This is a genomic window from Aeribacillus sp. FSL M8-0254 (genome assembly GCF_038008845.1).
Classification (GTDB): Bacteria; Bacillota; Bacilli; order Bacillales; family Aeribacillaceae; genus Aeribacillus; species Aeribacillus composti.
This window is the reverse complement of record NZ_JBBOZY010000001.1, coordinates 2,375,948-2,391,854: the sequence shown is the minus strand read 5'-3', so window position 1 is coordinate 2,391,854 and position 15,907 is coordinate 2,375,948. Positions and strand designations below refer to the sequence as shown.

Here is a 15,907-nt window from a genome sequence, read left to right as displayed (position 1 = left end):
TTGAAAAAAAAGGAATAACATATGTATAATAGAAAGCATCGAATAAAAAGGCGGTTTCATATGGAGGGTAAAGCTGTGAAAACAACGATTTCAAATGTTAAAAACCATGTCGGAGAACAAGTAACAATCGGCTGCTGGTTGGCGAATAAGCGATCAAGCGGAAAAATTGCTTTTTTGCAGCTTCGGGATGGAACAGGCTTTATTCAAGGGGTTGTTGAAAAATCGAAGGTGGATGAAGAAATATTTAAAAAAGCAAAACAACTCACACAAGAAAGCTCTTTGTATGTCACAGGAGTTGTGAGAGTGGATGAACGTTCACCTTTTGGATATGAGCTTGGCGTTGAAAATATAGAAATTATTCATGAAGCAAGCGATTATCCGATTACGCCGAAAGAACACGGTACTGAATTTTTAATGGACAATCGCCACCTTTGGCTTCGATCAAAGCGCCAGCACGCCATTATGAAAGTGCGCAACGAACTCATCCGTGCCACTTATGAATTTTTTAATGATCAAGGGTTTGTCAAAGTGGATCCCCCTATTTTGACCGGAAGTGCGCCTGAAGGAACGACGGAATTGTTTCATACGAAATATTTTGATGAAGATGCTTACCTTTCGCAGAGTGGTCAGCTGTATATGGAAGCAGCTGCTATGGCCTTAGGCAAAGTATTTTCATTCGGGCCGACATTCCGGGCTGAAAAATCGAAAACGCGCCGTCATTTAATTGAATTTTGGATGATTGAACCGGAAATGGCGTTTTATCAATTTGAAGACAATTTGCAGCTGCAGGAGCAGTACGTTTCCCATATTGTGCAATCGGTATTAAAAAATTGTTCACTTGAATTGAAAACATTAGAACGTGACATTTCCAAGCTGGAGCAGGTTGTTCCTCCGTTTTCGAAAATAACATACGACGACGCTATCGCGCTGCTGCATAAGAAAGGATTCAACGACATCGCATGGGGGGACGATTTTGGTTCGCCGCATGAAACAGCGATCGCGGAAAGCTTTGATAAACCAGTTTTCATTACACATTATCCGACAAGCTTAAAACCTTTTTATATGCAGCCTGATCCAAATCGACCAGAGGTTGTTCTGTGCGCGGATTTAATCGCTCCTGAAGGGTACGGAGAAATCATCGGCGGATCTGAACGCATCCATGATTATCACTTATTAAAAAAACGTCTTGAAGAGCATCATCTGGACGAAGCAGCTTATAAATGGTATCTTGAGCTGCGGCAATACGGATCCGTACCTCATTCCGGCTTCGGCCTTGGACTTGAACGAACTGTTGCTTGGATATGCGGTGTCGAACATGTTCGTGAAACGATTCCATTTCCGCGTTTATTAAATCGTTTATATCCGTAAACTGCATGAAGCCTCCTATCTTCAGGAGGTTTCGTTTTTCAGCCATGCATTCTGAAGCCATGAATGGCCGCAATCATGGTATACTTATTTTGAGGTGTCGAAATATGAAGAAAAAACAGTTCACCGAATTAGTGGAAGATGGATCACTGACCGTTTCCAATATACTGCTGCGGAATTATGCCGATTTAGGTTTGTCAGAAAAAGAATTTGTTCTCCTTTTGCACGTACATTCCCACATTCAAAAAGGAAATGCTTTTCCAACTCCTACAGAACTTTCCGACCATATGACAATCACAACGGCGGAATGTGTCAAATTGCTTCGGAGTTTAGTTCAGAGAGGTTTTTTAACGATAGAGGAATTTGAGCAAAACGGGATGATTTATGAGAAATATTCTTTAAAACAGCTATGGGAAAAGTTGTATGATGTAGTCGTCATGGACCAAGATCAAGAAAAAGTAGAAAAGGAAAATCAATTATACACCATCTTTGAACAAGAATTTGGACGACCTCTTTCCCCGATTGAGTGCGAAACGTTAGCTTTTTGGATCGACCAAGATCATCATGATCCCGATATTATCATTTCTGCATTAAGGGAAGCGGTGATCTCCGGAAAATTAAATTTTCGATATATTGATCGGATTTTATTTGAATGGAAGAAGAATGGAATCAAAACAATTGAACAAGCTAAAAAGCATTCACAAAAATTTCATGAATTCAATCAAAAACAAAAGCAGTCTACTCAAGGGGAGCAAGAATATAAAAGGAAGGTGCCTTTCTACAACTGGCTGGAAAACTAAAATTCTTTTCCTCGTTCAAGCTGATTGAAAGGTGATGGTACATGCTATCAAAAAAGAAAGTAAAAGAATGCTTAGAGGTTATCGGGAAAATGTTTCCTGATGCTCATTGCGAGCTTGTGCACAGCAATCCTTTTGAACTGGTCATTGCTGTCGTTTTGTCTGCTCAATGCACGGATGCATTAGTCAATAAAGTAACAAAACATTTGTTTCAAAAATATAAAACACCTGATGATTATTTGTCTGTCCCGTTGGAGGAATTAGAACAAGATATTCGCTCCATCGGTCTTTATCGTAACAAAGCGAAAAATATTCAAAAATTATGCAAAATGTTAATTGAAAAATTTGACCGAAAAGTGCCGGAAACTAGAGAGGAATTAATGAGCCTTCCTGGAGTAGGAAGGAAAACGGCAAACGTTGTTTTATCTGTTGCGTTTGGAAAACCTGCCATCGCCGTCGATACACACGTTGAACGGGTGTCGAAGCGGCTCGGAATTTGCCGTTGGAAGGATTCTGTATTGGAAGTGGAAAAAACATTGATGGAAAAAGTTCCTGAGGACGAATGGGGAATCACCCACCATCGGCTTATTTTTTTTGGAAGGTATCATTGCAAAGCCCAATCACCAAAGTGTCATGAATGTCCTCTTCTTTATTTGTGCAGAGAAGGGGAAAAAAGAATGAAAGGAAAGGCATAAAAAATGCACGATAGGAAGATGTTTCATCTCCCTGAGCAATTTCAAAATACTGCATTTTTTGACGAGGAATCTGTATATTTGCATCCAACTGATTTTTTTTATTATGATCTTCAATATTTGGCTGGAATGGATGATACGAGACCGTGGGAGGCGAGCGAGCAATTTTTGCCTAAGCTTTTTAAGCAGTGGAAGGAAATTCAAACCGAGATTCAACGCACGATAACAAAACCGTTTAAAATGGATCGACAAAAAATGATGACAGGGGTCTGCCTCTATATCCAACTTCTTTATTGGCTCAATGAAAAGCCGGTTCATTCACTGCAATTAGACGAAATAAAGAAGCTGGATATAGCTCCCGTCAATATTGAAGATCGTCTAACGTTTATTTTAAAAAAATCTACTCAATATCATGCATATATTCAATTAAATGAACTATTTACAGAAACGGAAAAATTGTTTTATAAACATCAGGCGATCAAAAAAGCAAAACAAAAGGGGGCTTCGAAAAATTCAGGGTAACTGAATTTTTCGAGCCCTCTCATTTTTATAACAAAAGCCAGTGAAGAAAAACGAGCTGTTTTTCTCCACTGGCTACATTTAGGGACTTATCGGACAGTCCCTTATTTTCATTGCTGAACAGCAGGCGTTTCGGTTTGTGAATTTCCGTTTCCACCCGTTTGTGAACGATCGATGTTATTGCCCTGGATATTGAGGAGGAGTAGGTCCGCCGCCGTTTTGTGTACTGTCATTTGGCGTCTGCGGCTGTTCAGGATTCTCGTTTTGATTTTCCTCTTCATTTTGCCCGCTATTTTGTTCATTGTCATTTTCGTTCTCCAATTGATCCTCTTCATCTTGTCCTTCATTTTGTTCATTGTCATTTTCGTTCTCTAATTGATCCTCTTCATCTTGTCCTTCATTTTGTTCCTGTTCAGGCGGTATTAATTCATCTGGTAATTCTTCTTGCTCCTCTTCCTCCACAGAAGGTATTTCGATCATTGCGCTTGCAGGATCACTTCGCATGCTGTCCCTTACAGCTGTAACGCTGAATTTATATACAGAACCAGGTTTCACATTTGACAAGACATACGATTTGTCTTTTGTAGTCGTTAATACTTTGGAAGCAGCGTTATCGATCGATGCGCTCACTTCAAATGAAACGTCCGATTCACTGTGATTCCAGCTAAGCTTCACTGCATTCGTTTTTTGATCATAATTGATGGATAGGCCTGACGGTTTGTCTAGCTTTTCATATTTCGTTGAAACTTTTGTCGGCTCTTCGCCTCTTACAAAATATTCGTACGTAATCATATTTTTTGGCGTATATTTGCTTGCAAGCTTCGCCGGATTAGATCCTTTTTCGATTGCCTTTTTCACCACGCTTTTCGGCTGTTTGAAATCGGATGAATCCCCGTCAGATACATGCCGCATTAGCTTTCTAAAGATGTCTCTGGCAATTTGTTGTTCCCTTTTTGTTATATACATTTTCTCTTCATTTTTCTCATATCCAGTCCAAACAGCAGCTGTGTATTTTGGTGTATAGCCGACAAACCAATTGTCTTTTGCTGCACCGCGCTCCGGATGATATTTTGCTTTTTCTTGCTCTGTAAAGTTCGTTGAACCCGTTTTGCCGGCAATATTCAAGCCAGGCACCCGAGCTCTTGTACCGGTTCCTCGTTCTACAACGGTTTTTAACATATCGGTGATCATAAATGCTGTGTAATCGCTCATTGCTTCGACCGGATCTGGTGTTAAATCAGCTTTTGTTCCATCGACAAAAACAACCTTTGTTACGGAATATGGTTCATTGTATATACCGTTGTTGCCAAAGGCGCTGTAAGCCCCCGCCAATTGAAGAGGGGATATGCCGTGTTTAAATCCGCCGATTGCGTATGCTTCTGTAATTTTATCGATTTTAATTCCCAATTTCTCGGCAAATGCTTTTGCCCTCGATTCACCAACCTCTTGATACGCCTTTAATGCTGGGATGTTTCTTGAATCAGCCAATGCTTCTCTGATTGACATCTGCCCTTTATAGCTGCGGTCATAGTTGTTTATTGGATTTCCGTTTGAATACGTGTACGGCTCATCAACGATTTGGTGATACGTTGACCATTTTAAATGCTCAATGGCAGGGCCGTAATCTAAAATAGGCTTAATGGTTGAACCAGGCTGCCGTTTTAAATCGACAGCATAGTTAAATCCGCCAATCGGTTGGTTTCTCCCGCCGCCGATGGCGCGTATTTCACCTGTTGTCGTGTCGATTAGAGCAATTCCAGCCTGAAAATATTTGCTCGGATAACTGATTTCGTCGCCGTTCAATAATTGTTCAACATATTCTTGAGCATCTGTATCGATTGTTGTATAGATTTTTAATCCTGCTGAGCTCGGATCAACGCCAAGCTTTTTTCTTACTTCTTCAATCGCATGTTCAATAAAGGCATGATATTTGTTTTGCTGCTTTTTTGGTTCTACTAATGATTCTGTGATGGATGTTTGTTTAGCTTTTGCCGCTTCCTCTTCACTGATAAATCCGTTTTTAACCATTAAATTTAAGACAACATTGCGGCGTTTTTCCGCCAGATCGGGATTTTTTCTAGGGTTGTATAGATCAGGATTTTTAATCATCCCAGCCAGCATTGCCGCTTCAGACAGCGTGATGTCTTTAAGATCCTTCCCAAAGAAAGCTTCCGTAGCTCTTGCGACGCCGTAATAGTTGCCGGGATAATAAATTCTGTTTAAATACATTTCAAGTATTTCATCTTTTGAATATTTTTGCTCCACTTGCAAGGCAAGCCATGCTTCTTGAGCTTTTCTTTTTAATGTTTTGTCAAGAGATAAAAAGGAAAGCTTGACAAGCTGCTGCGTAATTGTACTTGCACCTTCAGAACCGAATCCTTCTTTAAAGTTGGCAATTACAGCGCCTCCAATACGAATTGGATCGATTCCGTTATGTTTATAAAATCGAACATCTTCCGTAGCAATAAACGCATCTTTTACAACTTGCGGAATATCATCGATTTTCACATATGTCCGTTTTTCCGAACCGACCTCACCTATTTCATTTCCGTCCTTGTCATATACTTTTGATGACATATTTCCTTTTAAAAGATCATCATTTAGAGGGGGTGCCGTTGCTGCAAAATAAGCAAATGTCGATGTTCCTCCAATGATGCCTACAAGCCCTAACAAAAGAATGAAAAACACAATTTTTCTTGCGATTCCTTTTTTCTTCGGCTTTTTTTTCTTACTTGCTAAAGCTTTTCGTCTTTCTTCCCTCGATTTATATTGTTGACTCATTATAAATCCAACCTTTCATTTAGAATGAAAAGGGCAGTAGCTAAAAATATAACTTGTCTATTATACTAATATAATCAACTCTTGGGCAATAGCCAAGAGGGATATGGTGACCGCATTCTACAATTTCTTGATGCGAAATCGATTTTCTTCCCCCGTTTTTCTGTCTTTCCCAAAAATGCATCAATTTTTCAGCTTCTAAGAAGTATATTTGATTTAGTTTAGTGAATCGTATAATTAGAAAACATATTCCGTTTTGTTCGAGCACAGCCTTCATATGCTCAATTTGATGATCATGAATATTTTTTAGTGGAAAAGAGCTGTTTTTTGTCTCTTTTGCTTCAAAGTCAATATATTTGCCTTTATAAACTCCGTTGTAGTCGGTTGTTGAAGCCTGTTTAAAATAAGCTTCTTTAATGACTGCTGCGCTCCGTTTCGGATAATCAACCGAAACGATTTGGATCGGAGTCGGTTTTTTATGGATGACAGCTATTCCATTTTCCCTGTAATAAAGATTTGTCTCATTTAAGTCGTCCTCGAGGGTCATCCCTCTATTTGAATATTGTATTTCAACTGGATTCGCTACATTTTGTTTAGCTTTCCACAACTTTCCATTAGGATAACGAATAGCCAAGCGATCTCCTCCTTTTTCCGGCTATTTATATCTTAACAAAAAATGTTAACCTTTTTTCGATGAAATGACTTCATTATACATGATTTAAGTTGAAAGAGGGAATACTATGTCACTACATGATATAATATTACAAACAAAATTAAAAACAGATGACGGAAATGTTGATAATATTTCACGGACGGAACGATATGCAAAGTTTTATAAAAAACATCCGGAAGTAAAATGGGCGTTGCTGGCAAGCATGGTCTCCAGAAACGCCGGCTGGTTTATGACAGATTTAGAAGGTATTCCCCTCAAACAGGCTTTGCCTTATGAAAAACGGCAATGGCTCTTTTTATCAGTTGAAACCGCAAACTGGCTCATTTTTGCTGATGCTTATCCACAGCTTTTACTATATGAATATTCCAAGCGTTACAACAAACCGATGTTTTATTTGCTCGAAGCTTTTCATGTATCCGCCTTTATGATGGAGGAGTGGGAACGCTTTTTCCGCACAAAAGATGAGAAAAGGCTTTTAACCTCCCTTATTATTAATGAGCAGCATGTTATTCAAAAACCGGTTATTGATCATCCATTATTTAAAAAATTTGTCTTTCACAGCTTGCCGTTTATTTTTCAAGATCTATTTCATTTTCGCGTTATACTGTTTCCGACGTTAACAGGAAAATTGTACGGATTTTCCACCCATCAATTCAGCCATGTCAAAAAACGGATTGAATTGGGAAAAAGGCTGGCATGGCTTTTATTTCATCCTCTTTACCATGGACAGTTTCTAAAATTTTCAAATCGTGTAATACATACAGGATCACGGTATGATTATGAAAAATATATGAAAAAAACAACAAAAAGAAAATCCCCATATTTAAGGACGGCTTTTCCGATAATCTCACACGAAATAGACGAAAAAGAAAGAGAATGGTTTCATGGGCAGCGGCTCGGAAAGTATTATAAAGATCCAGAGATTCCGAAACGAATTGAATTAACTAACTGGTATGAGAAAAAACAGTCCCAGCTACATTTATTATGCATGATGAAGCAATACTTACAATAATGGTCAGGCAATGAGCCCGACCATTTTTAAGTAGAGGGTCTGTTTGGACCTTCAAGCTTTTTGTCTCCAACTCCTCGCTTTTTTTCTTTTTGACTATCATTTTGAATGGTTTTTTTATCGTTTTTCATCATAACACCTCCCATGTTTATTTTTTCTAACCTGAAAAAATACATGCGCACAATGAAGCGGATTTTTGAATGCTGCAGGGAATTTACACTTTTTTTGCCGAATCACAACTAGTTTTGTCAAACAGGCAGGACTCATATTTAGGAAGAAGAATTTTTTAGCAAAAATAAGAAAAGAGGGATGCTGATGAGTTCGTTTATAGAAAAGCAAGAGGCATTAAAAAAATTGCAAGAAATTGAAAAACAAATTGATCTTTTAGAGCAGCAATTGACGCAAAATATAGATAAAGAAATTCATCGGACAAAACAAGCCGTTTCAAACTTTATAGAAAATGGAGAAGAAAAGATGAATAAATTTGAGAAAATGTTTGCAGAAAGGAAATTCGTGCGGAGCTTGAGAAAAAAGGTAGTATAAAATTTGGTAAAACAAAAAAAATTTGCTATGATGAATCTGAGGTGAGAACCTTGGATGAAGAACAAGTCCGGAAAATCACGGAGCAATTGCTTCAAGTGATCCAAAAAAGTGCTCAACGCTTCGAGAGAACCAAGAAGGAAGGACTGGAATACGATTTTTTTGCCGAAATTAAACCGAGTGTTGACAAGATTTTGCCAATATTGGATGAATGGGAAATTGTTGCGAAAAAATGGATCAATAAGTACCATCCTAGATACCTGCATTCGCAACAAATTGATACGGCGAAAGAGCATATTGAAAACATTGTGATCCAATCTTTTTTTCAAGATACAAGCAAGGTGAGATTTAAAAATATAAAAGAATCTGCTGAATACACATTAAGAAGCATGATCCGTGAAATGGAAAAAAATGAATGAAAAAGGAGAAGCGGAGAAGCGAGCAGTTTCTCCGCTTTATTATGTGTGAAATATATAGACACAATCTATTGGGCTTTCGATTTACACAAAACCTTACTTCGTTTGGAGAAATCTTGGGGTTAAAAGATTCTATCTAAAATATCCGTTCTTTTTTGTCAATCTATATTATTGAACTGCCGTAAACGGGACTATTCGTAAGCGGCAAAAAGAGGCCGGAGAAAATTCTCCCGCCTCTGCTTGATTTAAAGGATGTATTCAGGTGTAACGGCTCCTTGCTGTTCTAGCGTTTTGACAATATTTCGAAAGTCTTTGATGCTGATGTTTTCATAAAGATACAATCTGCGTGCAAAGTCCAGCAATTCATTTGCACATTCTGCTTCGTATTGCTTCTCCATTTTAAATCTTTCCCTCAATGTTTGAACCGTCATAAAACATCCCCCCCTAACACTTATATTAATATGTTACCATCTCTTTTGTAATTATCAATTTTAAAAAAAATAAAAACTTCCGACACTATTTGACATCTCACCCTTTAAAAGGCAAAAACATATTTTATGTTAGTTAAATTTTTATTGGAGGGATCAAAATGTATCATGATCATGCTTATGATTGGTTAAGACCTGTTTCTTACGATCAATATTTCATGATGAATCAACATGTTGTTCCTTATTTCCAATCTCCATATTATCAGCCTTTTATGAATCCGTATCCTCAGCCTTATCCAAGCACGCTGCCTATGATGATGCCAAAAGGGTCAAATCCTTCATTGCTTTCTTCATTTAAAAAAGCGGACGGACAGATGGATTTTAACAAAATGATCGATACAGCAGGACAAGTTGTTCAAACGATGAATCAAATGAGCTCCCTTTTAAAAGGAGTCACGCAAATTTTTAAAGCTTGATGCTGAATAATGAGCTTTGAAACGATGTAAGGGGCTAGGGATGCCGTTCGCCGCAAGTCAAGGCTGTTTATGCTTTGTTGGATGTACGAAAAAATCCTTTTTATATCAAAAACCTATTTTTGCAAAAAGAATATTTCCAATCGGAACAACAGGCTGATGACATGATTACCCGGGGAATGATGAGTACCGATCACAAAACAAACAATTACAGGATTCAATAGGAAAAATGGGACTGCCCGATAAGTCCCTAAAAGGAAGCAAGTAGAGAGAAACAACGCGTTTCTCTCCACTTGCTTGTGCGCCCGGCATGGGTGTAATCTATAGGGTGAAAGTCCCGAGCTGCGAAGGCAGAAGTAGCAGTTAGCTTAACGCAAGGGTGTCCGTGGTGACGCGGAATCTGAAGGAAGCGAGCGGCAAACTTTAAGGTCTCTCGGAACACGAACTTCATATGAGGCTAGGTATCACTGGGTGAGTTTGCAAGACAAAACAAAGCCCTTTCTGCCGAAGGTGATACAGAGTAAATGAAGCAGATGGATGGAAGGAAAGATTACACTCTTACCCGGGGAGGTCTGGCTGGCACGCCAAGTAACCTTGGTAACCTATCTAGTGATAGATAGCTGAACAGTCAGAAGTCAGCAGAGGTCATAGTATTAGTTGGTCTAGAACAACTAAGAAGGACCGAACAATTAAGAGAGAATAGCCCTTGGCATTCAGTGAGTCATGATGAACACAGAAAACGTAGTACCTCACTTGAGGGAGGAAGCGGTGAATCCCGTGGGAGACCTCTTGGAGGGTGGAGTGACCACTGGCATAAAGAGAACAGCTATTCACGGAAGTTATAAAGACTTGCGTCAATTATCTTAATTGAACCGCCGTATACGGAACCGTACGTACGGTGGTGTGAGAGGACGGGAGTTAATCGCTCCCTCCTACTCGATTTATATTTTTCGATTTTTATCTGAAAGTAGCTGGCGGATGCCGGCTATTTCAGGAAGTGTGAGCTAATGAGAAAACAATACCTCATCTTGCATCGTCTCCACCATTTCGTCTACGACACGTGCCACGTGATGTTCTGGTATGAGCAATACAATATCCAAATTTACTTGAACTTGACGGTTGTCATATAGTTTGAAAGTAGGAGGGAATGTTAATTTCTTTTGTCAGGAGTATTTTCTTCTTTTACATCTAGTGAAAGTGCTGTTTCCGTAGTAATCATTTGATTGGTTCATCAAAAATCGTCCTTTCTGTAATGTTGGGTCCCAACTACATTTTATTTAGAAAGGACGATTTTTTTTTGCTTTTTTAAAAGTGGAAAAATGAGGGACTCCAAAAAGTCAGTTACCCTGACTTTTTGGACAACCTTTTTGATTAGAAGCATATTAGTCAATATTTATTTTTGTTTTTTTGGAAGGGATCACAATTTTCAGCTTTTCATTTTGAAACGATGCTTTAATACGTTGTACATCTAAGTAAGCTGGCAAATAAAAGGATTTCGCAAATTTGCCATGAGACTTTAACATTTGCGTCATCTGTTTTTCATCATTTGTTTGTTCAATATGTTGATCTTGCTGAATGGAAATCGTTAATACATGATCATACGATTCGATGCGTATTTGCTCTTTTTTCACTCCAGAAAGCTTTCCCTCTAACACCCATTCTTGATCGGTTTCATGAGTGTCAAAATGAAAAAAGGGAAGGGACATTGCGGTATCAAACAAATCATGAAACGGTTTTAATAGCGATTGAATGTAGGCAGGATCGAAAAATTGTGAAAACCTGCCTGGAAGCGGATCTAGTTGGGAAAACACGGGCAAAAATTCATCATGTTCCTTTTTGTCTTTTTTCATCTTGCTCTCTCACTCCCTCTTTTTTCACATTTATATGCAAAAGGGTTTCGAAAAGTTTATACGAAAGCTTCCAATGAAAACATGCTTTATTTACGAACGTTTATTCGTTAGAATAGATGTAGTGAATTTGAGGAGGAATGGGTTATGCTTGGGCGGAAACCTTTTGAAAAAGTCATCCATGATTTTAGACATGACGAGCGTTTTCGGGATCAGATTGTATATTGGCACACAATACCTGAAAAAGAAGCAATCACAGTTCCTTTTCCAGAAGATATGGATAACCGATTGAAGGAAATGTTGAAGAAAAAAGGAATTGAACAATTATACAGTCATCAAAAAGAAGCGTTTGAATTAGCGTTAAATCATCACAACATTGTCGCTGTAACCCCGACAGCGTCGGGAAAAACGTTGTGCTACAATTTGCCTGTTTTAAACGCAATATTAAAAAACAATAACACGAGAGCATTATATCTTTTTCCGACAAAGGCGCTAGCTCAGGATCAAAAAAGCGAACTGAATGAATGGATTGAAGGAATAAAAACGGAGATAAATTGCTATACATACGATGGAGATACTTCTCCAACGATCCGTCAAAAGATTCGAAAAGCTGGTCATATTGTTATGACAAATCCTGATATGCTACATTCAGGTATTTTACCGCATCATACGAAATGGGTGTCGCTTTTTGAAAACTTAAAATATGTCGTCATCGATGAATTGCATACATATCGCGGAGTATTTGGAAGCCATGTTGCGAATGTAATCAGAAGGCTGAAGAGAATTTGCCGATTTTACGGAAGCGACGTTCAATTTATATGTACGTCGGCAACGATTGCAAATCCGTTGGAATTTGCTGAAACATTGATTGGAGAGAAAGCGGTCCTTATTGATCGAAACGGAGCCCCAAGAAGCAAAAAACATTTCATCTTTTACAATCCGCCTGTTGTTAACAAGCCTCTCAATATCCGCAGAAGCGCCATGATTGATGTAAAAGAGATTGCGAAAGAATTTTTAAAAAACGACATTCAAACGATTGTGTTTGCTAGAAGCCGGACAAGGGTTGAAATTATTTTAACGTATCTGCAAGAGATGACGAAAAAGGAATTGGGATCGAAAACGATACGCGGATATCGCGGAGGTTATTTGCCGAAGCAGCGAAGGGAAATTGAAAAAGGCCTTAGAGAGGGAAAAATTAAAGGTGTCGTCAGCACCAATGCTTTGGAGCTAGGGGTTGATATCGGTCAGCTGCAGGTTTGCATTATGACAGGATACCCCGGATCGATTGCCAGCGCGTGGCAGCAATCAGGCCGGGCGGGCAGAAGGGAAGAGGAGGCAGCAATTATTCTCGTCGGAGGATCGAGTCCATTAGATCAATATATTTTAAAGCATCCAGAATATTTGTTTGAAAAAAATCCGGAAAGTGCGATCATTCATCCAGATAACTTAATCATTCTCGTAGATCATATAAAATGTGCGGCGTTTGAGCTTCCATTTCAGTCAGGTGAAACGTTAGACGGGGTGGAGGTTGACGATATACTTGATTTTCTGAAAGAGGAAGGCGTTCTTTACGAAAACGGAGGCAGATGGTATTGGATGAGCGATTCGTTTCCTGCACATGGGATCAGCTTGCGTTCTGCTTCTCAAGAAAATGTCGTAATTATTGACACTACAAATGGCGCAAATGTCATCGGGGAAATGGACCGATTCAGCGCCATGACGATGCTTCATGAAGAAGCGATCTATTTGCATGAAGGAAGGCAATTTCAGGTTGAAAAGCTCGATTGGGAAGAAAAAAAAGCATATGTTTCTGAAGTCAATGTTGACTATTTTACGGATGCGAACCTAGCTGTTCAGTTGAAGGTGCTTGAGGTGGATCAGGAAAAGGAAAGCAAGAGCATGGAGATTGGATTTGGAGATGTTATGGTGCTTGCCCAACCGACGATATTTAAAAAAATCAAATTTGGCACACATGAGAACATTGGTTCTGGTCCTATTCATCTGCCGGAGGAAGAGCTTCATACAACAGGTGCTTGGATTAGCTTTCAAAATGACGTTTTTTCTGTTTTATCGGAACAACAAATGGAAAAAGCTTTAGTCGGTATCAGCCATGCTTTAAAATATGTGAGTGCTCTTGCAGCAATGTGCGATCCAAACGATCTTGACGTTGTATTTCAAGTGAAATCCATTCACAACGGAAAACCGACCATCTATTTGTATGACCGATATCCAGGTGGAGTTGGACTGGCGAAGAAAGTATTTGATGAGTTTGAATGCTTGCTTGAAAGAACGGAAGAAATGGTAACAAACTGCAAATGCGATGATGGCTGCCCTTCCTGCATCGGTCTTGATGGAGAATCGAGCGGAAGAAAGGAAGCGGTGCTTCGGCTGCTTCAATATATAAAGAAAGGACAGATTCTATGTCCATAAAACAAAAATTAAACAGATTAAAAAATCATATCGTTCATGAAGGTGTATTGAAAAAGGAACAGGATATAGAGATTCCATATTTAAAACGCTGGGAAAGCGTTGGAGTCAAGCCGTTTTTCTTTGATGGCCAATATATTCTCATCCGTGAAGTAGAATATCCGCTCAATTATCGCCATGGATTGTATGAATTGAGCGAAGTAATTGATGTTGTAGATTACTGGAATGACAATGAAATGGAGCATCCGCTGTCAGCAAAAGGGCATAAACCTTATGAACTTTTCTTTTTCGATACGGAAACGACTGGTTTAAAGGGCGGAGCAGGCAATATGATCTTTTTACTTGGATTTGCGCGGATATTATTCGATAAAGTGGTGATCAAACAGCTTTTTTTGCCTGCTCCTGGCCATGAGGTTGCTTTATATCAACGGTTTTTAAGTGAAGTAAATATAAAAACATTAGTCACATACAATGGAAAAGCATTTGATTGGCCTCAAGTGAAAACGAGGCATACTCTCATTCGCAATATGGTGCCGCAATTGCCTGAGTACGGCCATTTTGATTTATATCATGCAGCTAGACGTCTCTGGAAAAATAGATTGGAGTCGGTAAAATTATCAAATGTTGAAAAAGATATTTTGCAAGTGAACCGAAAGGAAGATACTCCCGGCTATTTAGTGCCGATCCTTTACCATCATTTTTTGAAAGACCCAAATCCTGATAGTGTGATCGGAATTTTTCAGCATAATGAGATGGATATTCTCTCCTTAATTTCACTTTATATTCATTTGTCAAAAAAGCTTTTATTTCCCGATGACAACCATGATGATAAAGAACTGTTTGAAATGGCAAGATGGTTTCAAGCTCAAGGAAATGAAAAGCTTGCTTATTTTTCATATGCGAAAATAAACGAGCAGTCAAGCAGCCTTCACCTCAAGGCGAAATTTGAAATGGCAATGCTGGCAAAACGAAACGGACGTTTGGATGAGGCAGTGAAACTATGGAGCGAAATTAAAAAACATGGACAAGGCTTTTTGAAAATAAAAGCTTTAGTCGAACTGGCCAAATTTTATGAGCATTATGAAAAAAATATTGATGCTGCATATATGGACACAAACGAAGCGATTCAAATTTTGAAACAGCTGGAAAGAATGGGAGTATCCAAACATTCAACACAAAAAGAAGAGCTGCTGAAAAGAAAATGGAGGCTGGAAAAGAAAAAAAATAAGTTGGAAGATTTGGGAGAAAGATGAAACAATTACTCGATCCCAACCGTCTAATATAAGGATTTGTTAAAAGGAATAGATGCCGACTGTAACATATTTTGGTATGATATACGAGTAAAAACGGCATCGCCTATTAGATGCTTTTTCTGTCAAATATAAAAAATTAAAGAGAAAGATTGACTAGCAAGACCTTCCATCGAGCAAGAAGGTCTTTCTCTTTCAAAATTTTATTATAGTGCCTTAATCAATCGGTTATGAAGGAAATGCCTATACATGATAAATATCGCGCCTGCTTTTTTTTGAAAATAGGTATTTGAATTAGTACATGTACACTTTTATATTCATAGGCTAGTATTGTAAAAATAATAAATAGGAAGGAGTTATATAATATGAAATGCAGACCGAACGTTCTTCAGCCGATTGTTCATCCGACGAAATGCTGCGTCAATCATTCACATTCAACAACAATCGTTCCTCATATCCATCCAATTCATACAACAAATGTTAATCATCAAATGTATCAACATTTGCATTATTTCCCGCATACTCAATCTGCGGTAAATAATGTGTCACATCAACATTTTCAGTGCATGGGACCTGGTCCGTTTCCGAGATAATCTTTGAGAAGGGGCTGAGTAACCAGCTCCTTCTGTTTATAATCATTATTTTTAAACCTCTGAAGGCTATATTTTTTCCCATAACAGGATGGAGACATGT

15 protein-coding genes are annotated in these 15,907 nt (G+C 38.6%); 11 read left to right on the top strand and 4 right to left on the bottom strand.

Annotated elements, in window-relative coordinates:
* Window positions 1-75 precede the first annotated feature (75 nt).
* From asnS to NSQ44_RS11525, 4 genes are all read left to right on the top strand, one after another.
* Window positions 76-1,368, top strand: coding sequence for an asparagine--tRNA ligase (gene asnS, locus NSQ44_RS11540; RefSeq protein ID WP_144598146.1), 1,293 nt, complete (start codon window positions 76-78; stop codon window positions 1,366-1,368).
* Window positions 1,369-1,472: 104 nt separating this feature from the next.
* Complete coding sequence (locus NSQ44_RS11535) at window positions 1,473-2,165, top strand: DnaD domain-containing protein (RefSeq protein ID WP_130156206.1); 693 nt, start codon at window positions 1,473-1,475, stop codon at window positions 2,163-2,165.
* 41 nt (window positions 2,166-2,206) lie between these two features.
* Window positions 2,207-2,857, top strand: coding sequence for an endonuclease III (gene nth / locus NSQ44_RS11530; protein ID WP_340857099.1), 651 nt, complete (start codon window positions 2,207-2,209; stop codon window positions 2,855-2,857).
* Window positions 2,858-2,860: 3 nt separating this feature from the next.
* On the top strand, window positions 2,861-3,376 hold the full coding sequence (locus tag NSQ44_RS11525; RefSeq protein ID WP_340857098.1) for a YpoC family protein: 516 nt from the start codon (window positions 2,861-2,863) through the stop codon (window positions 3,374-3,376).
* Between the two features lie 174 nt (window positions 3,377-3,550).
* Here the strand turns inward: NSQ44_RS11525 and NSQ44_RS11520 are convergent, their stop codons facing one another.
* Window positions 3,551-6,154 (bottom strand): transglycosylase domain-containing protein, encoded by a 2,604-nt coding sequence (locus NSQ44_RS11520; protein WP_340857097.1) that lies wholly within the window; start codon window positions 6,152-6,154, stop codon window positions 3,551-3,553.
* 40 nt (window positions 6,155-6,194) lie between these two features.
* Window positions 6,195-6,785 carry a Holliday junction resolvase RecU gene (recU, locus tag NSQ44_RS11515; protein ID WP_340857096.1) on the bottom strand — a complete coding sequence of 197 codons (591 nt, stop codon included), beginning with the start codon at window positions 6,783-6,785 and terminating at the stop codon, window positions 6,195-6,197.
* Between the two features lie 106 nt (window positions 6,786-6,891).
* Here recU and NSQ44_RS11510 point away from each other — a divergent pair, with 106 nt between their 5' ends.
* The 3 genes from NSQ44_RS11510 (at window position 6,892) to NSQ44_RS11500 (ending at window position 8,792) form a co-directional block, all read left to right on the top strand.
* Window positions 6,892-7,836, top strand: a complete 945-nt coding sequence (locus NSQ44_RS11510) for a DUF2515 family protein (RefSeq protein WP_063388544.1) — start codon at window positions 6,892-6,894, stop codon at window positions 7,834-7,836.
* A 312-nt stretch (window positions 7,837-8,148) separates the two neighbouring features.
* Window positions 8,149-8,376, top strand: a complete 228-nt coding sequence (locus tag NSQ44_RS11505) for a hypothetical protein (protein ID WP_340857095.1) — start codon at window positions 8,149-8,151, stop codon at window positions 8,374-8,376.
* 50 nt (window positions 8,377-8,426) lie between these two features.
* Window positions 8,427-8,792, top strand: coding sequence for a YppE family protein (locus tag NSQ44_RS11500; RefSeq protein ID WP_063388542.1), 366 nt, complete (start codon window positions 8,427-8,429; stop codon window positions 8,790-8,792).
* A gap of 242 nt (window positions 8,793-9,034) precedes the next feature.
* On the opposite strand, the gene yppF is transcribed toward NSQ44_RS11500, so the two are convergent.
* Window positions 9,035-9,220 carry a YppF family protein gene (yppF, locus tag NSQ44_RS11495; protein WP_063388541.1) on the bottom strand — a complete coding sequence of 62 codons (186 nt, stop codon included), beginning with the start codon at window positions 9,218-9,220 and terminating at the stop codon, window positions 9,035-9,037.
* 158 nt (window positions 9,221-9,378) lie between these two features.
* Here yppF and NSQ44_RS11490 point away from each other — a divergent pair, with 158 nt between their 5' ends.
* A complete protein-coding gene (locus tag NSQ44_RS11490; RefSeq protein ID WP_094246113.1) occupies window positions 9,379-9,693 on the top strand; it encodes a YppG family protein in 315 nt (104 codons plus the stop codon).
* 1,379 nt (window positions 9,694-11,072) lie between these two features.
* Here NSQ44_RS11490 and NSQ44_RS11485 read toward each other — a convergent pair.
* Window positions 11,073-11,540: an Hsp20/alpha crystallin family protein gene (locus NSQ44_RS11485; RefSeq protein ID WP_340857094.1), complete on the bottom strand. Its 468-nt coding sequence runs from the start codon at window positions 11,538-11,540 to the stop codon at window positions 11,073-11,075.
* 144 nt (window positions 11,541-11,684) lie between these two features.
* Between NSQ44_RS11485 and NSQ44_RS11480 the strand changes: the two genes are divergently transcribed.
* The 3 genes from NSQ44_RS11480 (at window position 11,685) to NSQ44_RS11470 (ending at window position 15,807) form a co-directional block, all read left to right on the top strand.
* Window positions 11,685-13,967 (top strand): DEAD/DEAH box helicase, encoded by a 2,283-nt coding sequence (locus NSQ44_RS11480; RefSeq protein ID WP_340857093.1) that lies wholly within the window; start codon window positions 11,685-11,687, stop codon window positions 13,965-13,967.
* The gene (locus tag NSQ44_RS11475) at window positions 13,958-15,217 is read left to right on the top strand and encodes a ribonuclease H-like domain-containing protein (RefSeq protein WP_340857092.1); all 1,260 of its coding nucleotides are present in this window, start codon (window positions 13,958-13,960) and stop codon (window positions 15,215-15,217) included. Before NSQ44_RS11480 ends, NSQ44_RS11475 begins: the two co-directional genes overlap by 10 nt.
* Window positions 15,218-15,579: 362 nt before the next feature.
* Complete coding sequence (locus tag NSQ44_RS11470; RefSeq protein ID WP_340857091.1) at window positions 15,580-15,807, top strand: CotD family spore coat protein; 228 nt, start codon at window positions 15,580-15,582, stop codon at window positions 15,805-15,807.
* The last annotated feature ends 100 nt before the right edge of the window (window positions 15,808-15,907 follow it).